The 20217-nt window shown below is 37.0% G+C and carries 18 protein-coding genes and 1 pseudogene; 14 read left to right on the top strand and 5 right to left on the bottom strand.

Translation table 11 applies throughout. From position 1 onward, the window contains the following. Nucleotides 1–162: 162 nt before the first annotated feature. Both ACTNDS_RS06360 and ACTNDS_RS06355 read right to left on the bottom strand, forming a co-directional pair. Nucleotides 163–498 (bottom strand): hypothetical protein, encoded by a 336-nt coding sequence (locus tag ACTNDS_RS06360; RefSeq protein ID WP_441034500.1) that lies wholly within the window; start codon nucleotides 496–498, stop codon nucleotides 163–165. 385 nt (nucleotides 499–883) lie between these two features. Then, a complete protein-coding gene (locus ACTNDS_RS06355) occupies nucleotides 884–1168 on the bottom strand; it encodes a helix-turn-helix domain-containing protein (RefSeq protein WP_441034499.1) in 285 nt (94 codons plus the stop codon). 124 nt (nucleotides 1169–1292) lie between these two features. Here ACTNDS_RS06355 and ACTNDS_RS06350 point away from each other — a divergent pair, with 124 nt between their 5' ends. The 3 genes from ACTNDS_RS06350 to ACTNDS_RS06340 all read left to right on the top strand — a co-directional run bounded on the left by ACTNDS_RS06350 (nucleotide 1293) and on the right by ACTNDS_RS06340 (nucleotide 3988). Further along, on the top strand, nucleotides 1293–1844 hold the full coding sequence (locus ACTNDS_RS06350; RefSeq protein ID WP_441034498.1) for a hypothetical protein: 552 nt from the start codon (nucleotides 1293–1295) through the stop codon (nucleotides 1842–1844). A gap of 15 nt (nucleotides 1845–1859) precedes the next feature. Then, on the top strand, nucleotides 1860–3260 hold the full coding sequence (locus tag ACTNDS_RS06345; RefSeq protein WP_441034497.1) for a hypothetical protein: 1401 nt from the start codon (nucleotides 1860–1862) through the stop codon (nucleotides 3258–3260). A gap of 185 nt (nucleotides 3261–3445) precedes the next feature. After that, a complete protein-coding gene (locus ACTNDS_RS06340) occupies nucleotides 3446–3988 on the top strand; it encodes a Uma2 family endonuclease (protein WP_441034496.1) in 543 nt (180 codons plus the stop codon). Between the two features lie 166 nt (nucleotides 3989–4154). On the opposite strand, the gene ACTNDS_RS06335 is transcribed toward ACTNDS_RS06340, so the two are convergent. Further along, nucleotides 4155–4376: a helix-turn-helix domain-containing protein gene (locus ACTNDS_RS06335; RefSeq protein WP_441034495.1), complete on the bottom strand. Its 222-nt coding sequence runs from the start codon at nucleotides 4374–4376 to the stop codon at nucleotides 4155–4157. A gap of 367 nt (nucleotides 4377–4743) precedes the next feature. Between ACTNDS_RS06335 and ACTNDS_RS06330 the strand changes: the two genes are divergently transcribed. The 10 genes from ACTNDS_RS06330 (at nucleotide 4744) to ACTNDS_RS06285 (ending at nucleotide 16392) form a co-directional block, all read left to right on the top strand. Then, nucleotides 4744–7350 (top strand): hypothetical protein, encoded by a 2607-nt coding sequence (locus ACTNDS_RS06330; protein WP_441034494.1) that lies wholly within the window; start codon nucleotides 4744–4746, stop codon nucleotides 7348–7350. A gap of 575 nt (nucleotides 7351–7925) precedes the next feature. Then, a complete protein-coding gene (locus tag ACTNDS_RS06325) occupies nucleotides 7926–10109 on the top strand; it encodes a Z1 domain-containing protein (RefSeq protein WP_441034493.1) in 2184 nt (727 codons plus the stop codon). A 46-nt stretch (nucleotides 10110–10155) separates the two neighbouring features. Then, entirely contained in the window at nucleotides 10156–11238 is a 1083-nt protein-coding gene (locus ACTNDS_RS06320; RefSeq protein ID WP_441034492.1) for a zf-TFIIB domain-containing protein, read from the top strand. Between the two features lie 233 nt (nucleotides 11239–11471). Beyond that, entirely contained in the window at nucleotides 11472–11834 is a 363-nt protein-coding gene (locus tag ACTNDS_RS06315; protein WP_441034491.1) for a DUF3848 domain-containing protein, read from the top strand. Continuing rightward, a complete protein-coding gene (locus tag ACTNDS_RS06310; RefSeq protein ID WP_441034490.1) occupies nucleotides 11831–12304 on the top strand; it encodes a JAB domain-containing protein in 474 nt (157 codons plus the stop codon). The genes ACTNDS_RS06315 and ACTNDS_RS06310 overlap by 4 nt, the downstream gene beginning before the upstream one ends. A gap of 32 nt (nucleotides 12305–12336) precedes the next feature. Then, nucleotides 12337–13269 carry a DUF932 domain-containing protein gene (locus ACTNDS_RS06305; protein WP_441034489.1) on the top strand — a complete coding sequence of 311 codons (933 nt, stop codon included), beginning with the start codon at nucleotides 12337–12339 and terminating at the stop codon, nucleotides 13267–13269. 47 nt (nucleotides 13270–13316) lie between these two features. Then, nucleotides 13317–14252, top strand: coding sequence for a YqaJ viral recombinase family protein (locus ACTNDS_RS06300; protein WP_441034488.1), 936 nt, complete (start codon nucleotides 13317–13319; stop codon nucleotides 14250–14252). Between the two features lie 24 nt (nucleotides 14253–14276). After that, nucleotides 14277–15008: a hypothetical protein gene (locus tag ACTNDS_RS06295; RefSeq protein ID WP_441034487.1), complete on the top strand. Its 732-nt coding sequence runs from the start codon at nucleotides 14277–14279 to the stop codon at nucleotides 15006–15008. A 25-nt stretch (nucleotides 15009–15033) separates the two neighbouring features. Beyond that, nucleotides 15034–15951, top strand: coding sequence for a DUF5688 family protein (locus ACTNDS_RS06290; RefSeq protein WP_441034486.1), 918 nt, complete (start codon nucleotides 15034–15036; stop codon nucleotides 15949–15951). Nucleotides 15952–16197: 246 nt separating this feature from the next. After that, nucleotides 16198–16392 (top strand): hypothetical protein, encoded by a 195-nt coding sequence (locus tag ACTNDS_RS06285; RefSeq protein ID WP_320813874.1) that lies wholly within the window; start codon nucleotides 16198–16200, stop codon nucleotides 16390–16392. Nucleotides 16393–16489: 97 nt separating this feature from the next. On the opposite strand, the gene ACTNDS_RS06280 is transcribed toward ACTNDS_RS06285, so the two are convergent. Together ACTNDS_RS06280 and ACTNDS_RS06275 are read right to left on the bottom strand one after the other, a co-directional pair. After that, entirely contained in the window at nucleotides 16490–18037 is a 1548-nt protein-coding gene (locus tag ACTNDS_RS06280; protein ID WP_441034485.1) for an ASKHA domain-containing protein, read from the bottom strand. A 44-nt stretch (nucleotides 18038–18081) separates the two neighbouring features. After that, entirely contained in the window at nucleotides 18082–18255 is a 174-nt protein-coding gene (locus tag ACTNDS_RS06275; RefSeq protein WP_441034483.1) for a hypothetical protein, read from the bottom strand. Nucleotides 18256–18613: 358 nt separating this feature from the next. Between ACTNDS_RS06275 and ACTNDS_RS06270 the strand changes: the two are divergent. Further along, nucleotides 18614–20117: pseudogene (locus ACTNDS_RS06270) on the top strand (IS1182 family transposase). Nucleotides 20118–20217: the final 100 nt, after the last annotated feature.

Below are 20217 nucleotides of genomic sequence, written 5' to 3'. Positions count from 1 at the left end.
GCATAATCATTAATTCGACAGCAAAATTTTACATATCTATTTCTTATCAGAAAGATTTACTTTCCATAGACACAAGAATTTTTACACCCTCAAAATGACAGGAGGAAAGGCAGATACCTTTCCTCCTGTTGTCGTCATACATATTTTATTTTTTGAAGTTTATTAGCAAATGACAAGTCCCAATGCCTTGAAAAAACGGTATGAATCTATAAATGCTGCAAGATACAATACGGCATGAGATTCATCATCTATTTCCGTAGATAAATCAATAAAATGATCTACAGCATTTCTGGTTTCCACAGACATCTCTTGTTGGTTCAGCTTTTTCTCGGCTTCATCTGTTTTAGTAAGAAGCGATTGATAATATTTATCTCTATTAAGCAAAGAATAATAGGTTTTCTTCATGGCCTCTCCATAGATTGACCTGACAAGTTCGTAAATTTCCTCATTTGTAGCACCGCTTTTAATAGCGTCAACCAGTAGTTCATTAGATAACATTGGCTTACCTCCTCGAATTTTTTATGAAGTTGATGCCACGTCTACTACATTCATTTATAATAGTAAGATTATTTTTATGCCGCTTTAATAAAAGAGACATATGGTTTTGTTCAAAATATGTGAATATATTTCCGAGACACATGCACAGGCATGATTTATTTAAGTATTGTTTATAAGGGTATTATATAAACGTAAGGCACCAAGTTATCTTTTGTAGGGTATATAGCTATAATACTTATAAGAACTTACAGTTCTATTATAAAAGATTTTGATGGATTTTGCAAGGAAGAAGAAAATCGAATGTTCTCGAATTGTTATGATTTCGAATAAATTTTTATGATGCTATGCGAAACATATCGTAATACATATTGCAAAATCTGACATATTATTGCTTTTCAGAAGAATCTTCAGCAGGAATATATTCGATCAGATCATGCAGATCGCAGTCGAGGACATAGCATAAACGTTTCAGTATATCAATATCAAGTCGCTGGATTTTATTGTCTCTATAGTTTCTTAACTGAGTACGCTGCATTTCAGCTCTGAAGGACAATTGATTCAGAGAAATATTGCGTTCTTCTAATATTTCTTTCAAATGAATCCTGATTTCACCATAGTCACTAGAATTAACAGGAAGCTGGCGTAAAGGGTTTTCTTTTTTTACTCTCATTAAATGGCTACCTCCTTATATTCTGATTATATTTTTATTATCAGTATATTGTAAGGCGTATTAATATATGGTATATTTATATATAGAGTAGATATATACTCATATCTAAAGGAGGAAATATTCTATGGGTGATTATATTACAAAAAAATCAGATATGAAATTTCAGAGTCAGGAAGCATTGAAATCAGTTCAGTCAGTTATTGATGATGCAGATGCTGCATTACATGATAAGTCAAGAAGAATTGAGGATTCTCCGATTGGAGATGCAGTTGCAGGCGCTGTTGGAGTCGGCGTAGGAGCTGGCATTGGATTTGCCGGATTATATTTAGGTGGTTCTGTTGTTGGCTTAAGTGCAGCCGGGATTACTAGTGGTTTAGCTGCAGCTGGTGGAATTATTGGAGGCGGAATGGCAGCTGGTGTTGCCGTTTTAGCTGCACCTGCTGTTTTGTTGGGAGGAGCTGGTTTATTAATGGCTTCTCATAGTAGAAATGAAAAATTGCGCAGGTCTAAAGAATTATTATATAAAAATGCAATTGCTAAACAGACGGCAATTATTAAGGCTTTGAAAGAAGAGAGTAATGCGGATAAAGAGAGAATAGATTATCTAAATGGATTGAATATATTATTACAGGCGGCTATAAAAGATCTGCAGCATGATCTGGGCATTGCTGCATAATGTGGAGAGAATGATATGAGCAGGTTTAAGTATTCAAGTGATGAACTGGATATTAATAAGGTTCTGAAAATGAATAAAGATGTTTCTAAATCATTGCTTGGGGACAGTGAGTTAAAAAAAACAAGAAATTCTGCTGATAAAAATATAGACTCTTCGTTAGAACTGCTTCGTTCCTTGGGAAAGAATAAAGATATACTTAAGCTTTCTACAGAGATAGAAGCATCTAATAAGAATAGATCTTTGGAACATAAACCGAAACTTGAATCATGGGAGAAAATTGTAGAACAGGCAAATTTGTATGAACCAGATACTGTTGTTTTGGAAGATATTATGACAGAAAGTGAAATACAAAGTGCTTTTGATGAACTAGAAAAAATTAACAATCAGTTTTCAAGAAAAACAAGTATTGTTAATAAAACAGATTTATCATTTCTTGCAATAGCTACTGCACTTCAAGTGGCAAAAACACTTATATTTCCTTATGTGGCAGAAAAATTTAATTATGGTAAGAGTTTTGATCCATCAGAACGTTTAGATCATACTGATAAATCTATAAAAAAGGCGCATAAAGAAGCAAATGATAATTTTAGAGATAAGCATATGGAAAGACATGGAACTGGTCAGTGGATAAATATTTTATATCAAAGCGTTCCATATGATATTGTAGGAAAAAGTATGAGTGGAAAAAACCATCGGCTGCATACTCTTGGACATGATCCTATATTAGGGTGGATTTTTGGAACTGCCAATATCTTAACAGACTGTATTACTTTCAATGATTTTCATACGAATAGGATAAGCAGGATAGATCCGATTACAGGTGGGAGAAAAATGGTTATTACTCCAGAAACTGTATTCGCAGGGCAGATGTTTAAAGAATGCTATGACATGATAAGAGCAGATTTTTTAAATTTGCCGGCGGCATTGTTTGCACAAGCACAGCATCTTAAATCTGATGAATATACTAAATTAGGTCTTCCTGTACCTTTACTTTCAAGTATAAATGAGAATTTTGCAAGTAAGTTATACAGTGAAAATTATGATGCGTTGTGCTTGGCAAGGGATACTAAGATAATTGGAGCATCATTTGTTGTAACAAAAATAGTTGATATTATTATATCATTAGCACATGGATTGTTCAGAAAAAACGATGAAGATAAGGATTTGTATGAGGTAAGAACTCGAAAAATTTTATTAATATCAAATTCCATAGCGTCAACTAGTACAATAATCAACACTGCTATAACAAAGAATCCGAAAAACTTAGATATAGGAAGTTTGCTAAATACGATAACGCATTTATTTTCAGATGTCCGTTTCATTATGAGAATAAAAAAAGAATTTGTTGAAAGTGAAATTTCCAATAAACTTATGAAAGAAGTTGCAGATATAGATGATTTGTATGAATCCATATAAATATCTTTGAAAAGAAATGGCTGTTTAGTGTGAGGTATAATTTTGAGCCTGTGGAAAGTTTCAGATATTATATTGTAAATAAAGAACCGGATTGAGTAGAACAGTTCAATCCGGTTTTTTCGTTGATTATTCTAAGGCAATCGACTATAATACAACTATAGAAAGCAGGAAGGGAGCGTGATAACATGGCTTTACCAAAAGAGCATACTTATACAATAGCTGATATTTATGCACTTCCGGATGGCGAACGTGCAGAGCTGATTAATGGACAGATTTATTATATGGCACCACCGAGCAGAAAACATCAGGATTTATCCATGGAGCTTTCCGGTACTATCAGAGAGTATATACGTTCCCATAAAGGCAGTTGCAAGGTATATGCGGCTCCATTTGCAGTATATCTGGATGAAACATCTGATACCTATGTTGAACCGGATATTTCCGTTATCTGTGATAAGAATAAGCTGGATGATCGGGGATGCAAGGGTGCTCCAGACTGGATTATCGAGATTGTTTCTCCGTCCAGTAAACAGCTTGATTATCTTGTAAAATTACTGAAATATCAGGCATCAGGTGTCAGGGAATACTGGATTGTAGATCCGATGAAGAATCGGATAATTGTATATAACTTTGAGCATAACAGTATTGATGAATATTCTTTTGAAGATACTGTACCGACAGCAATATACAAGGATTTGTCTATTGATTTTAAAAATTTGGATTTATGAGCATTATGACAGATTACAATAATGCTTATCTAAATTGGATACACATGAAAAATAATGGCCGTAGAGACATGCTATCTCTACGGCAGTATTATATGGAAAATGGTAGCAATAAAAAATGATACCGGATTGAGCATGATAAAACTCAATCCGGTATTTTGCGTTACTATTACAATCCTGATGCTTCTCTAATATAAGCTTCTAATGCCAGTTTACTGATCTTCCAGGTAGATCCCATTCGGAATCCTTTAATAGTTCCCTTGTTAAGTAATTCATAAATACGGTTCTTCCCGACACCGAGAAATGCAGCAACTTCAGCAACAGTCATAATGTCTATTGGATCACTGCAGGAATCAGAGGTGCTTTTATAGAATGGAAATGAATTTGTCAAGATTTCGTCCTCCCTTATTTTCTGCTATTTTTTATGAATATGTTTCTTGGTTATATATTTTTTACATTTATAGAAAAAAACACAGAGCTAAACAAAGCTGTAAAAAATATAAGAGATAAATATACAAGTTGAAAAAGTTTTTGCAAGTAAAAGAGTGCTGTTCGACACAGATACGTTTTCTGGAGAGTCTGGCAAAGAAAAAACGAAGTGTAAAAGTTTGAATTGTATATAATAAGCGTGTGGAACACACGCATTATATACAATTCTAACAAAATCACAAAAACTTCGTTTTTTGCCACAAAAGTATCTCAGATAATGTATTTTGCATGCCTGACAAATAAATTTGTGTATTTATAGAAAGAGGCATATGATGGACAAATTTGAGATTAATATTGACAAGCACCAAATAAGAAAGAAACCACCGAAAGGTGATAGGATTTTTGGAAGAATCAGTAATCGTGTTGCAAAAAATAAAGAGGTACTTTCGATAGAAGAGATCATATATGAAGTGGGAGAACATTATAAAGCATTTACCAGAGCTAATATGTGTAATAACACGCGAAATGATAACAGTTTTGAGAAGCAGATATTTTTAGTGCTGGATTTTGATGAGCATCCTAACTATGAAAAATTTAAAGAAAAATGTCAAAAATATGGACTTAATTATACATTTACATACCGTTCATTGAGATGGTCAAAAGAAAATCCAAAATTCCGGGCAGTATTTGTGTTAGATGACTGGATAAAGGACAGTCGTATCGCAGATGCGGTAAATAGACTGCTTTTAATAATGTTTGATGACACCGATGGGAACGATTTAAAGGCAGATCAGAAATGCAAGGAACTTAGCAGAATGTTTCTTGGAGGGAAAAAGGTGATCGAAGCATTTCCTGAAAACAGAATATCCATAAGGGGTGTCTGTTATGCATTCCATGAATATCTCAGAGAAAAAAAGAGAGATAACTACGGTGCAAGGTTGAAAACGGTTGCCAAGGATCTGAATGTTGCAATTATTAATAATAAACTGGCGATTTATGAGGCAGCACAGGCAAATGCTATGCAGATTGATCTGGAAAGAGTAGAAGATGGTAACATTGTAATGTTTCTTCCGAAAAACAATAAAAAAATAATTAACCATAAGAACAAAACCGGAAAAAATAATACTGAAGCTTCAACATTAAGAACTATTACGATTAATAAAGAAACACTAATGGAAATGTGTCTGTTGTTTAAAGAATTTACAGAAGAAACAAGAGATCTGGAACATGACGAGAAATTTATTCTTGCAACGAATCTGAGATTCATAAAAGGTGGGAAAACATGGTTTTTTGAAGCATTGCCAGAGCATCATTCAAAATGGAAAAGTGATTGGAAGTATAACGTGGACAATGATTATATGCCTTCTGGGTGTAATAAGGGATGTCCATATGCAGAGCAATGTGGCAGTTCAACTATTTATTCAAAATGTGGATCAAAAATCAGAAAGCTTTCCAATCTCGATACATATTTGCCATTGGCTAATTGCCAGGAACAGTTAAAAACTTGTTTACGTGAAGCTGTAGATGCAGAAGATGATAATATCTATGTAATCAAGGCCCAGACAGCACTTGGAAAAACGGAGGCTTATTGTAATATCATACAGGAAAGCCCAGACAAACAGTTCATTATTGCAGTTCCAACCTGTAAATTACAGGCAGAAGTGGTCCAAAGACTTAAATATAAAGGAATCGAGTGTACGCAGACAGAAAGCGTTTATGAAACTATTAAAAAACTTGACCTGCCAGATTTGGAAGAAATGGTAAAAAAACTTTATGAAAATGGATATGGTCGATTTGTGGTAAAGCAGATCAGGACATATAAGAACGAAAATTATAATAAGTTAACAAAATACCAGTGCCAGGAATTAGATCATCTGACGGGAAAAAAGCAGGGACTGGAAACATCAAGATGTATCGTGACAACTCATGCTTATTTTCAGATGATGAATATGGATACATTAAAGGATTATGAGATCATTATAGATGAAGATTTTCTGATAACCCTGTTTAAACGAAACTGGTCTCTGTCATTAGGAGATGTAAAGAAAATTATCGAAAAGAATATGCTTTCTTCAAATGACAGAGAAAAATTGAAGTTAATCCTTGAGATGGAAGATCAGGAAACAAAGCAGATTTCATTTACGAAACCTAATATCTGTAAACTGGAAAAACTCTATAAACGTGCTGATGAAATAAGCGGACCTTTGCCAATGCTTCTGGAAAGTTCGTGTGTAGTCATGGATCGTGTACATGAGGAAATCATGTTCTGTAAAAAAATTGAACTTCCTCCAAGAAAGATGATTATTTTGTCAGCTTCTGTTAATGAAAAATTATATGAAGATGTACCGGGTGGAGGTGAGAGGGTACGCTTCTGGAATGTCCCGGATGCAAAATATAAAGGGCATGTTATCCAATATACAGCACACACTATGAGCCGCAAGTGTATAAAAACTGCAGGAACTGAAAAGGTTCAGGAGAAAGTTAAAGAAATTGCAGGCGATGTGCCTGTTATATCTTTTAAGATGATAGATACTGATCTGGATATCCATTTTGGCAAGACAGAAGGCTTTGACAATCTGAAAGGTAAAGATATTGCAATTGTGGGTACACCACATAACAGACCTGCTCTGTATAAGTTGTTGGGTGAAGCACTGGGTTATAATACTGCAGGAAACATCACCAATCATAGAGTAGAGCGAAACAATTACGAATTTCGCATCATGACGTTTGCTGATAAATCCATGCGGAATCTCCAGTTATTCCTTATCGAAACAGAACTAGAACAGGCTATTGGAAGAGCAAGAGTATTAAGAGAGGACTGTACTGTTTATGTGTTTTCTAATTATCCCTGCAAGCAGGCAGAACTGAATATGGAGCCTTATCTTGATATTACAGTGGAAGAAGAAACCGAAGATGAGGAGGAGATTAAAGAATAATAAGAGAGTAACATATATGTGACGGAAGCTTCTGGAAGCTAACAGAAGCTTTCGCCACATCCTAATTTTTTTTAATTTACTAAAGTCGCAGGACAGAAAGAGGTGGGAATTGCAAAAATATCCCTTTAAAATTAATGAATGTATGCGTAATGAGAATGATAGAGAATATATGAAATTAGGAATGTACACCCAGGGTGCAGATATCGGATAAAACCGGCTGATATCTGCACAAGCTGGATATTATTGCTTTAGAAAAACAGTAATATCCAGCTGGGTGGGAATCCGTGTTTTACTGAATGGTAGAAAAAACACGGATTGTTGCATTATCTGAAAATTAACAGGTAATGCAAGGGTGGTGTATATTATTTGCATAACGAATACGGTTATCCTCAAATGCTATTTTAAGGCATTTGAGGATAAAATGTAATATATAAAAAGATGAATAATAATGTGTTTAGGATGTATTTCGCATTTTTTTTGATTATTATCAGATTAGATATTAAATTCAGGGAAAATGTGATACAATATATGGTATGTAAAGATGTAGCTTATACAAAGAAAGGAGCCGCAGACTTATGGAAAAGAATGGGAAATTTTATAGTTTTAAAAAGAAACAAGGCGCTGGCTATAATAATGAATTAAGGGAATGTATAGAAAATACGTGTCAATATTGTATAGAAAGTACAAATAAAAATAGTGAAGATAAAATTAATAAACCAGTTATGATGCTTGGGAAAATCCAGAGTGGGAAAACTAGAGCTTATACAGGACTTATTGCTCTAGCATTTGATAATGGATTTGATATGGTATTTATATTGTCTAAAAATAGTAAAGCATTAATAAACCAAACTGTTTCAAGAATGAAAAAAGAGTTTCAAGAATTTATATATAATTATGAAGTAGTCGTATCAGATATTATGAAATTTAATACACGGATTAGTGGTTATCAATTAGAACAAAAAAATATTATTATTGCAAAAAAAGAACAAAATAATATTAATAGATTGATAGATTTTATTAATAGTTATTCTATTAACGAAAAGAAATGTTTAATTATTGATGATGAAGCTGATACAACAGGAATTGGATATAATAAAGTAAAAGGAAAAGATGAATATACTTTGCGTATGGTTTCCTCAAAGGTAAATGAAATGAGAGGAACGCTTGATGGCTGTGTATTTGTAGAGGTAACGGCGACACCGTATGCATTATATTTGCAACCTGAATTTAAAGAAAATGATGAAATCCATCCGATTAAGCCATTAAATACTATATTGGTTCCATGGGGAGAAGATTATATTGGTGGGGATTATTATTTTATCAAAAGTAAGGATATAAATCATCCCGCATCAATGTTGTTTGAACCAGTGGGAATAAAGGAACATGAAATTGTTTCGAATCAAAAGAGAAAAGGAAAAAAGTCTAAAATAGAAGATAAACGGATATTTAGAATAGAAGAAATTTTATCTGATGAAGATAAAATTCCAATGTTTAAAAGGGGAATAGTAAATTTTTTGGTTGGTGTAATCGTATTAAAATATAAAGAAGAAAAAAATACACATTATGCATACGTTATTCATACCGCGACACAGAAAGAAAATCATTTTAGTTTACAGAATGTAGCAGAAGTCTTTTTGGAAAAAATAAAAAACAGAAATAGAGACGAGGAAAATATTATTGAAAAAATGTTGATGCAATCGTATGAAGATATAAAAAAATCAGTGCTTGCATATGGTAAGTTTATGCCATCTTATGACTATATAAAGACACAGTTCTATTTGGTAATAGATAAACGGTATTATAGTATTGATACTGTAAATAGTGATAATGATGTAGAAGCTTTATTAAATGAAGAAGGGGAACTTAGATTAACCACTCCATTTTCAATTTTTGTAGGGGGACAAGTACTGGATAGAGGAGTAACAATTCCTAATATGATAGGATTCTATTATGGGAGAAATCCTAAAACAATGCAACAGGATACAGTTTTACAGCATTCACGAATGTTTGGATATAGAAAGCATTTATTACCGGTAACTAGATTTTATACGACAGAAAGAATTTATAGCAATATGGAAAAAATAACAGAAATTGATATTGCTCTTAGAGAAGATATAGAAAGTAAAAAACAGGGTAATGGAGTATATTTTATAACTAAAAAAGATCAGAGTATAAGACCATGTTCACCAGATAAAATTCGTGTTTCAGATATTGTTTTTTTAAAAGGGTATAAACGTTTACTACCAGTAGGCTTTTCTCCAGTTTGTAAAACAATGTATGATAAAGCAAGTGGAAAGATTGAAAGAATATTGAATACGGGAAAAAGTATAAATGAAAATACATATTTGTTTAAAACAAAACAAGTAGAAGAGCTAATACTGGAAGTGTACAAAACATTTGAAGAAGATAGAGAAACAAGTAGATTTATCACTGCAGATGAAATGATTACATCATTGAGATATTTTTCAAAAAGTGATAAAGTTTTTTGCGTAGTTTATAAAAATGTAGATGTTGGAAAATATAAAAATAATGAATTGAAATTGCAGGATTCTCCTGATACAGGACAGTCACATTTGAAGAGAGCAAAAGAATTGGCAATAGAAAATCCATGTTTGATGTTATTCCAGGAAAAAGGAACAAAAGAAGGGTGGAATGGAAGAGCTTTTTGGTGGCCGGTTTTGGTAGCGCCTAAAAATGTTCCTAAAACAATATATGCATCTAAAACTGTAAATGAGAGAATTATTGCTGCAAATTCTTAAAACTAATACAAGAGAAAAAATTAATACGAGGAGATAAGTGATAAATATGGGGAAAATAAAAAAAATGAATTTTTATTATGGGGCAATTTTAACTTCTATTTTACAAAATAATCCGGATGCATCACCAACGTTAATTTTAAATGATGAAGAAACAAGACAGGCGTATAAAATACTTACCAATACATCAAATCAAGAGAATATATTGTTTTTTAAATATGCTTCGAGTAAACAAAAAATGGATGCAGATGAAGATAAACAGTATACAAGTTGGTTGTTTTCTTTTTCATCAGACGATAAAGAAAAGTTAAAAATGTATTATGAAAAAACAGGATTGCCAGTTTTTATATGTTTACTATGCTTACGGAGCAAATTACATAATAGTGAAATTGCTATTTTAAAATATGAAGAATATAAAATGGTTTCACAAAATCAAACAGTAACTATCGGGTTAGATCCTGGAAAACATAACTTTTATCTTTTTTTAGGAAATTCGAAGTCTAAAAGTATGGCATACAAAATACCGACTACGCGTATTAATAGAACATTTGATGAGTTAGCCAAAGAAGTATTACAAGTTGATTTAAAACATAATGAAATTCAGAGTATTTTAGCATCTGAAGAAATTCCAGAGTATGAAAATAGTAAAATATGTCCCATGTGCAAGAGCATACTTGAAAATATAAAAATTTCTGATGAAAAAACAATTTTTGATGCAAAAAGATGTATGCACTGCGGTAGAGTATTTTTATCCCGAAAACAATATGAAATAATATGCAAAAAGACAGGTGCAAAACATTTAAAAGAAAATGTTCTGTTAATGGATTTTAAATCCCAACTATCCGACGCTGAAGAAATTGAACAAAGAAAATTGAAACCGTTATTAATTGATGAAAATACAATTTTTGTAATAGATTATGAGGGGACAGTATGCCCTATTCATAAAATAAAGTTTCAAACTAAAGTAATAAATTTAGGAAAAAGAAAAAGGGATACGGTTTTATATTGTAGCCAATGTAAGAAAATGATCATTGGAGAAGAACATAAAAAAAGTTTTATAAATCTAATGAATAGCCAAAAATGTTTCAAAAATTATAATTTTAAACCTTTAAATACTGAGTTAAGTCATTAAAAACTCATTTTCATAGAAAGTGAGCAATATTATAAAAATAAATATTTTGAATTATATATTATCATAGTGAAAGAGAGAAGTAGTTATAACGGACTGCTTCTCTTTTTTAATCTTAGGAAAGGAGAAAATCTGCGAATGAACTGGATAGAAAGTCTATTTAAGATTGCCGGTGAAGTTTTCCGTATGATCGGCGAAGCAATCAATGAAAACAGAAATGAGTGAGGGGTGAACGAATGGTGGAGAATGCACAGTCTACAGAGAAAAAGGAACTGACGGAGATCTTCTGCCTGCGTCTGAATCTGGAACAGAAGCGCTACAAGAAGAGAATGCTGAAAATGAATCCTGAAGCGGTGTTTGGTAAGGCATATGAGATCAACTGTATGCTTTCCATTTATGAAACGCTGATCGAGAAGTCAGAGAAGATGGAAACAGATATCCTGAAATGCCTGTTGGCGATTCCGGATATCCTGCATTTCTTTTACCGCAGGTGGATGAAAACAGAGGATTCGTTTCAGATGGAACTGGAAAGCAGCATGGAGCAGGGATTGAAAGAAATTGAAGCTATGTTAAATACCACAGAGGAGAAGGCTGCATGAAAAAGCGTGTCATTTGTGTACGGACCTGTATAGTGAGGGAAGGCTCTGTATTATATGGGAGTAAGGATGGAAAGAGAACAATCACATCACCAGAAGAGGCGGCTGAATTTGCTGCCTCTTTTTTCAAAGACTCGGATAAGGAAATGATCTATGCGTGTACTTTGAACGGGCATGATGAGCCGGTGGCAATGGAAATGGTTGCAAAAGGCGGTGTGAATTACTGCCATGTAGATATGGCACAGATTTACAAGACTGCGATCATCAGCAATGCTGCAGGTATCATCTGTTTTCATAACCATCCGTCGGGCAGTATAGAGCCAAGCAGGGAGGACAGACTGCTTACGGAAAAAATGAAAACAGCAGGAAGATATCTGGACATCCCATTGCGGGATCACATCATTATTGGCGGGAATGGAGCATTTTACAGCTTCAATGAAAATGAAGAAGAAACAGAAAACAGTTATGAATAAATACAAGATCAGAAAAACAGGAGGAAAAGATTATGGCAGCTAATATTGAAACAATGTTTTATGTAAGAGAAACCCCATGGCATGGATTAGGAACAAGAGTACTTACAGCACCAGCATCTAAAGAAGCTCTGGAAGTAGCAGGGCTGAACTGGAAGGTAATCCAGGAACCGGTATATACCGAAGCGAATGAACTGATTGAGGGATACAAGGCAAATGTAAGGGACAGTGACCGCAAGGTGCTGGGAGTGGTAACGAACCGATATAAGGTCATCCAGAATGAAGAAGCATTCAGCTTTACAGACGGTCTGCTTGGTGAAGGTGTACGTTACGAGACAGCAGGTTCCCTGCAGGGAGGAAAAAAGGTATGGCTCCTTGCCAGAATGCCACAGGATTACATTATCACGGGGGAAAGAATCAGTCCGTATCTGGTATTTTCCAATACCCATGATGGTTCCGGTGCGATCAAGGTGGCACTGACACCGATCAGAGTCGTATGCAACAACACGCTGAACCTTGCGTTATCAACTGCAAAACGTTCCTGGTCTATGATTCATACCGGAGATATACAGGGAAAACTGGAAGAAGCCAAAGATACGCTATTTAAGGCAGAATCTTATATGGATGAGCTTGGAAAGGAAATTGAGGACCTGAGAATGAAGAGAATGTCAGATCAGCAGGTGCTTGATTATATTGAGATTTTACTGCCACTGGATGAGAATATGACAGCACAGCAGAAGAAAAACATTATCCGTTTGCAGGAAGATATGAAGATACGTTATTTCGATGCCCCGGATTTAAAGGGTGTAGGAAAGAATGCCTACCGTTTTATCAATGCAGTATCCGATTTTGCCACACATGCAGCCCCTTTGAGAAAGACAGCGAATTATAAGGAAAATGTATTTTCAAGAACAGTGGAAGGCAATCCGTTGATTGACAAAGCGTACCAGATGGTATGTGCCGCATAGGGAGAATGTTATTAGAATAAAAGAAGAGAATCAGGAGGAACAGGATTATGAAACGGAATACAATACCAACAGCAAAAATGACAAGGGAAGAATGGTTACAGCTTAGAAGAAAAGGAATCGGAGGTTCGGATGCTTCGGTCATTATGGGGAAGAATCCATACAGAAGCATCTTGCAGCTCTGGGAAGAGAAGACTGGGAAACTGCCAGTCACAGATGATGGGAATGAGTATACCTACTGGGGAAATGTGATGGAGCCGATCATCCGTAAGGAATTTATGAACCGTACCGGATTGAAGGTACGTCAGAAACATGCAATGATCTTTCATAAAGATTATCCATATCTGTTTGCAGATGTAGATGGGATTGTTACGGATGAACGTGGCGAGAAATGTATCTTTGAAGCAAAGACAGCAAGCCAGTATAAGGCAGAACAGTGGGAAGACAGGGTACCGGAAGAATACATCTTACAGGTACAGCACTATCTGGAAGTGTGTGGGATGGACAAAGCATACATTGCAGCACTGATCGGCGGCAATAAGTTTGTGTTTCATACTATTTACAGGGACGATGAACTGATAAGGAACCTTGTCAGCAGGGAAAAAGATTTCTGGGAAGGCTGTGTGCTTACAGGTACGGAGCCTGTCATGGATGACTCCGATGCTACCAGGGATTATCTGAATCAAAAATATAGTGATCCCATTGAGGGTTCTATCCAGCTGCAGGAAGATATGAAGTCTGTGCTGGCTGAATATCAGGATGTTGACTGTAAGGTAAAAGAGCTGGAAAAGCAGAAAACAGGTCTTGCAAACCAGATCAAGGCGGCAATGGGAGAATATGAAACCGGGGAGGTGGATGGAACTGTTGTTTTATGGAAGAAGATCAGCAGGGAATCTCTGGACAGCAAAAGACTGCGCAAAGAACAGCCGGAGGTATTTGCAGAGTACAGTAATATCAGTTTTTATAGAAAGCTTTCAATCGCATAAAAAGAAAATCAGGAGGAAGGCATTATGGCAGAAAAAAAGATCAGGAATCTAAATCCTGAAGAGATAGAATGCCGCGTGGGAACCGTCATGGAGCAGGGGATTACTCTGCTCCTTTATAAAAATGCCAGGGTAGATCAGACAATACTGGATGAGGTATTTGGAATCTGCGGATGGCAGAGGAGACATAACATGATCGGCAGTGAGCTGTACTGCATCCTCAGTATCTGGGATGCTGAGAAACAGCAGTGGGTGCAAAAAGAGGATGTGGGAACAGAAAGTGATTACGAGAAAGCAAAAGGTGCGGCATCAGATTCATTTAAGAGGGCCTGCTTTAATATCGGGATTGGAAGGGAGCTGTATTCAGCTCCTTTTATTTATATTCCCATAAATAAAATTCTGGTGGGTGATAAAAATGGGAAGAAGTATGTAAAGGACAGATTTTCTGTGAAGAATATACACACTACTGCAGATAAGACGATCACAGATCTGGAGATCGTAAACCAGAGAGGGGAAACAGTATATACATATCGGACAGCTTCCGCATCCCGGCAGTCAATAGAAACAGACCAGAAGGAAGAGCAGGCAGAGCTGATATCAGATCAGGATATCCAGAACCTGTATGCAGAACTGGGAAGGACCGGAGTGACAGTACAGAAGATACTGAGCAGATATGGGATCACAAGTGTAAAGGAAATGGACCAGAATACCTATAAAAGAGCACTTAGTGGATTAAGGAGAACAAAAACAGCAGCATAAAGAAAAAGAAGTGGAGGAACAGAACATGATGGAGTATAGAGAGTTTGTAGAAGAGTTAATGACAGAGATCAAAGAAGAGACAGGATTAAAGGCAGAGTTTCATGAATCAGATGAGAAAATGCCACAGGACAGTATCTGGGTATATATGAGTGAAGATGATGGCAGTTCCAATATTGTGCGGTTGTTTACAGCAGAATCTTATAACTGGTGGACACAGAAAAAAACAACATTCCCGGCGCTTGTAAGGAGTGTAAAGAAGTCAGTAGAAAACTTTGACAATATGTGCGTGCCGGATAAGCTGAAGAAATTAAAAGATTATGAGCAGGTAAAAGAAAACCTGTTTATCCGACTGATCAATTTTGAGAAGAATAAAACTGAGCTGGAAAAGGCTTTTTATAAGCGAAATGGAGATATTGCACTCACCCTGTATATGAAAATTTTTGATGAAGATGGGATGATGACCATCCTTAAAGTACCATTACAATGTGTGGAAAGATGGGATTTGGAGAATGAGGATGTTTTTATGGCTGCCTTAAAGAATACTGCATCAATGATGCCGCCAAAAGTATATGACATGATGAAGATGCTCCTGAATCCTGAATATGATGGGGAAGATATTGATGCTCCTGATTATATCCCGTTTCAGGATGAAATGGGAAACTGCCTGAGTACAGGACAGAAAACAAATGGAGCGGTGGCAATATTCTATCCGGGTGTTGCAAGATTATTCTGCGATAAAATAAATACAGATGAACTGTATCTGGTATTCACGAGTATACATGAGGTGATGGTACATAATGCAAGGATGATAGAACCAGAAGATCTGGCATCAGTGCTGAACGATACCATAAAGGAAGCAACTCCGGAAGGTGATGTGCTTACTAAGCATATTTATTATTATAATGCAAAGACAGATCAGATTGAGATGTTATTAAGAGAATAATAATTTCTAATAGTGATTAGGGACAAGGGGGAGCACCCCCTTGCACCCCCCTTTTTTAGATAACAATAAAGAATATTATTGGCAAGATTCCGAAATATATTCTAATATATAGTAGGATATGAAAAATATCGTTGATTATATTGCAGTGTTACTATTGTGAAATGAAAGCAAGATATAATATAAGTGGTATAAGAACATTGGAACACTGGAACATTGGAACATAAAACATGAGGAAGGAGAAGGTGGTTGCTGAAAATTTTATACGATACAGAACAATATAGTTCTGTATCGCATCAGACTGTAGACAAAGTCTATTTTGGCAAAGATTCCAAGAAGCAGTTCTCCTGGCCTTTTTTGAACGCAAAGATTTTTTGGATTTCTTTCTGTCAGAAAAGTCAGCTCGGTATGATTCTGGACACAGGCTGCGGTCTGGTTTCCTGATTCAGGTGCTTTGCAGCGCATCTATCTGTCAATCCGCGCCTGACACCGGTCACTTCCATGAGCTTGCATGACTGATTCTGAGTATCCATCGCTATAATCAGGAAGAGAGATTCCGACAGGATGCTTCCACCGTCGGGTAGCGCTTTATGTCCGTATGCGGGATGAATTTTGCTGCCTGCATGCGAATCAGAAAATCCGGAATGGATGCAAATTGTACGCAGTAAAGATTTTCTGTAAAATATTGAATATCGTCCATTCTGGTGCGGTCAAGCAGCAGAATACGGGCACCGTCCAGAGAGGCGTTGGAGATACAGGTGTATTTCTCACGGGGCTGATCCGGAAAGATGCCGATCGTGATGGCGGATTCCAGATTAGAATGAGCACTAAAAGCACCAGACAGATAAAAATGGGAAATATCTGTCTCCAGACATCCTGCTGACTCAAGCAGACAGTCCATCATGGTGTAGGCAGCGGCTTTGGTATCCAAATATTGTTTAATATCCGTCTGTGAGAAATACAGTGGTTCTCCGCTCCCGGACTCTTCGGCAGTGGCATAGACGGCGGCATACTCCTGTTCCTCCTCCAGATATATGATCCGCGGAGTGACATCTGGATTCAATGTGCCCGCAATATTGATCCATCCATGAAGTCTCATTTGGGCCAGTAGATCGATAATGCCGGAACCGCAGATGCCCACCGGGCGGCTTCCGTCGATCGTGGTAAAGGTCAGGTCTTTGCCGTGGATCGTCACTGTATCTATGGCACCCTTCCCGGCCTGCATACCGAAACGGCTGATATAGCCTTCCAGAGCCGGACCTGCGGCACCAGCGCCGGCTAACATCCATTCGCGGTTGCCGATAACGAGTTCTCCGTTGGTACCGATGTCGAAGAACAGGAGGGTGTCTTCACTTTGGCGGATATCCAGATTCAGAAGTCCGCTTACAATATCTCCCCCCACATAATTGGAGGCAGAGGGGATGATGTAGAGCATTCCGGAAAAATCAAGTCCCAGTTCGCTTCCCCATAACCATCCGGGCTCTGTAGTGACCGGCGCGAAGGGAGAGGAAAATACGGTCCATGCATTCAGCTTTAGAAGAAAATGAATCATGGTCGTGTTGCCGGAGACGATCATGATCGGACAGCTGCGGACTTTGATGTCGGTCTGCGAAGCCAGCTGTCCGATCAGAGACTGAAAGGTTTCAACCGTGACTTTCTGAAGGTCATCCGCATGTCCGGAATCCTCCATGGTATACGTGATGCGAGTGAGAATATCGGTTCCGTAGGTGCGCTGCTCGTTGGTGCCGCGTACCTGTGCAACGACAGCCCCGGTATTTAAGTCGACCAGCTGCATGACAATAGTGGTGGAACCGTAGTCCACAGCAAGTCCATAGTGCATCTGCCGTGTGTCTCCGGCCTCCACATCGGTCACGATCCAGTCCTTTTCCCTGTATACCAGCGTTACTGTGATGTGATAATCACATTCTCTGCACAGGGGGTAAAGCTTTTGCAATATGTGAAGAGGGATTTTGGCATTCTTATATCCAACGTCGGACAACGTCTGACAGATCCTATGCTGGTCACTTTTCGTATCTTCTTCCGTGGGAGGAGTGATCTCAAGATATACTTTTTCACTGAAACATTTCATTTTCATGCCTCCTATGTTAATCGATGCGCCGTTTTGGCAGGTTATCAGAAATACCACCGGCCATTATCGATAGCTGGTCTCTTAATCAATAATTTGCATTTGAAATGGATATCATTCTCTTTTACAGGAATATTCTTTCCTTCTTTACATTCTGGGCATTGAACAATTTTTCCATTTTTCAAGTCTTTGAGCATGCCACCAATGGTTTCCTTTTTCATCGTACTTCTTCCATGATTGTTGGGGATTTTGTTCTATCACGGAATTATTATACTCCTTAAATCATCACTGGTCAATGTCCTCCCTTTTATGCGGAATAATAAAGATCGTCGCTTTTTAAGGAGAAAATGAGAAGTAGGAAGCGGATTTGTGAGAAAACCCAATCATATGGAGCAGGGGATACGTGGTTGGTTAAATGCACCAATACTACGTCGGAAATGATCTAAGGAAAAAGAAAAACATCGCTGCCATGACAGCGATGTTTCAGACTGTAGACAAAGTCCCGGCGAAAGCCGGGCTTTTCTATGTTTACGACCGTTTTTCTGGTATAATACAAATATCAGAAGGGCGGTGTTTTTTATGATGACAAAAAATTCAGATAAAAAAAGGGAACAGATGATAATGCTCTGTATGGATGATATGGTTCCCCAAAACCATATGCTGCGTTTAAATGATAAAGCCATTGACTGGACTTTTATATATGAGCTTGTAGAAGAAAAATACTGCCCTGATAACGGAAGGCCCAGTATGGACCCTGTCATGCTGATTAAGATTCCCTTCATTCAATATCTTTATGGAATCAAAAGTATGAGGCAGACCATCAAAGAGATAGAAGTAAACGTTGCTTACAGATGGTTCCTCGGATTAGACATGCTGGACCCTGGCCCTCATTTTTCAACCTTTGGGAAAAACTACACCCGCCGTTTTAAGGACACAGATCTTTTTGAGCAGATCTTTGCGAAAATATTAGAAGACTGCATGAAATTTAAACTGGTGGACACCGATCAGATCTTTGTGGATTCTACTCATGTGAAAGCATGTGCAAACAGCAAAAAAATGCGAAAAAGAGTTGCACATGAACAGGCCCTTTGGTATGAAGAAAAATTACAGAAGGAAATATCCAGAGATCGTGAAGCGCACGGGAAAAAACCTTTAAAGGAAAAAGACAGAAATGATCCCCCATCCGGCGGCGGGAGCGATAATAATACAAAGGAAGAAGAAATTACAGAAGGGATTAAAACGCAGAAATGCAGTACCAGTGATCCGGAAAGCGGCTGGTTCCGTAAAGGCGAGCATAAACATGTTTTCGCCTATGCAGTGGAAACAGCTTGTGATAAACACGGCTGGATCCTGGGATACAGCATTCATCCGGGGAATGAACATGACAGCCGGACATTCAAAACACTTTATGACAAGATAAAGATCTATTCACCGGCTATGATCATTGCAGATGCCGGTTACCGTACACCAGCAATCGCCCATGAATTGTTAGAAGATGGTATCGAGCCTCTGTTCCCATACAAGAGGCAAATGACAAAGGAAGGGTTTTTCCGAAAATATGAGTATGCATATGATGAGTACTATGACTGCTACATATGTCCGGAAAACCATATATTATCCTATCAAACGACAAACAGAGAGGGGTATAGGGAATACGTAAGCTGCGGAGAAATATGTGCCAGTTGCCCCAATCTTCATAGATGTACGGAAAGTAAAGAACACATAAAAGTGGTTACCCGCCATGTGTGGGAAGAATATATGGAGAAAGCGGAGGATATCAGGCATACACTTGGCACTAAACAGATATATGACCTAAGAAAGGAAACAATCGAGAGGATTTTCGGAACAGCCAAGGAACAACATGGATTTCGTTATACACAATACATAGGGAGAGCCCGGATGGAAATGAAAGCGGGGCTTACTTTTGCATGTATGAACCTGAAAAAACTGGCCAGGATACTGGACAAAAGGGAAGAAAGAATATCGACTATCCATAATATTGAGCGGTTATTAAAGGAAAAGACATTTTAAAAAAAAGTGGTGCTGGAGATTATCTCCAGCACCAACTTTGTCTACAGTCTGATACGATACAGAAAAATATAGTTCTGTATCGCATAATAGCATTATAAATGTGTATTTTTTATCATGTGGTGTTCATTAAAATGTATGGAATATGTTTGATG

It is taken from the genome of Blautia sp. HCP3S3_C12 (assembly GCF_052064155.1).
GTDB lineage: Bacteria > Bacillota > Clostridia > Lachnospirales > Lachnospiraceae > Blautia_A.
The sequence above is the reverse complement of the archived record's forward strand: the minus strand, read 5'-3'. Positions and strand labels throughout refer to the sequence as shown.

What these genes read in the sequence shown, in the direction of transcription:
- ACTNDS_RS06290 (WP_441034486.1), top strand. Translation starts at nt 15,034, where the DNA reads ATGATGGAGTATAGAGAGTTTGTAGAAGAGTTAATGACAGAGATCAAA.
- ACTNDS_RS06300 (WP_441034488.1), top strand. Translation starts at nt 13,317, where the DNA reads ATGAAACGGAATACAATACCAACAGCAAAAATGACAAGGGAAGAATGG.
- ACTNDS_RS06360 (WP_441034500.1), bottom strand. Translation starts at nt 498, where the DNA reads ATGTTATCTAATGAACTACTGGTTGACGCTATTAAAAGCGGTGCTACA.
- ACTNDS_RS06295 (WP_441034487.1), top strand. Translation starts at nt 14,277, where the DNA reads ATGGCAGAAAAAAAGATCAGGAATCTAAATCCTGAAGAGATAGAATGC.
- ACTNDS_RS06320 (WP_441034492.1), top strand. Translation starts at nt 10,156, where the DNA reads ATGGGGAAAATAAAAAAAATGAATTTTTATTATGGGGCAATTTTAACT.
- ACTNDS_RS06275 (WP_441034483.1), bottom strand. Translation starts at nt 18,255, where the DNA reads ATGAAAAAGGAAACCATTGGTGGCATGCTCAAAGACTTGAAAAATGGA.
- ACTNDS_RS06350 (WP_441034498.1), top strand. Translation starts at nt 1,293, where the DNA reads ATGGGTGATTATATTACAAAAAAATCAGATATGAAATTTCAGAGTCAG.
- ACTNDS_RS06355 (WP_441034499.1), bottom strand. Translation starts at nt 1,168, where the DNA reads ATGAGAGTAAAAAAAGAAAACCCTTTACGCCAGCTTCCTGTTAATTCT.
- ACTNDS_RS06305 (WP_441034489.1), top strand. Translation starts at nt 12,337, where the DNA reads ATGGCAGCTAATATTGAAACAATGTTTTATGTAAGAGAAACCCCATGG.
- ACTNDS_RS06340 (WP_441034496.1), top strand. Translation starts at nt 3,446, where the DNA reads ATGGCTTTACCAAAAGAGCATACTTATACAATAGCTGATATTTATGCA.
- ACTNDS_RS06310 (WP_441034490.1), top strand. Translation starts at nt 11,831, where the DNA reads ATGAAAAAGCGTGTCATTTGTGTACGGACCTGTATAGTGAGGGAAGGC.
- ACTNDS_RS06330 (WP_441034494.1), top strand. Translation starts at nt 4,744, where the DNA reads ATGATGGACAAATTTGAGATTAATATTGACAAGCACCAAATAAGAAAG.
- ACTNDS_RS06345 (WP_441034497.1), top strand. Translation starts at nt 1,860, where the DNA reads ATGAGCAGGTTTAAGTATTCAAGTGATGAACTGGATATTAATAAGGTT.
- ACTNDS_RS06325 (WP_441034493.1), top strand. Translation starts at nt 7,926, where the DNA reads ATGGAAAAGAATGGGAAATTTTATAGTTTTAAAAAGAAACAAGGCGCT.
- ACTNDS_RS06280 (WP_441034485.1), bottom strand. Translation starts at nt 18,037, where the DNA reads ATGAAATGTTTCAGTGAAAAAGTATATCTTGAGATCACTCCTCCCACG.
- ACTNDS_RS06315 (WP_441034491.1), top strand. Translation starts at nt 11,472, where the DNA reads ATGGTGGAGAATGCACAGTCTACAGAGAAAAAGGAACTGACGGAGATC.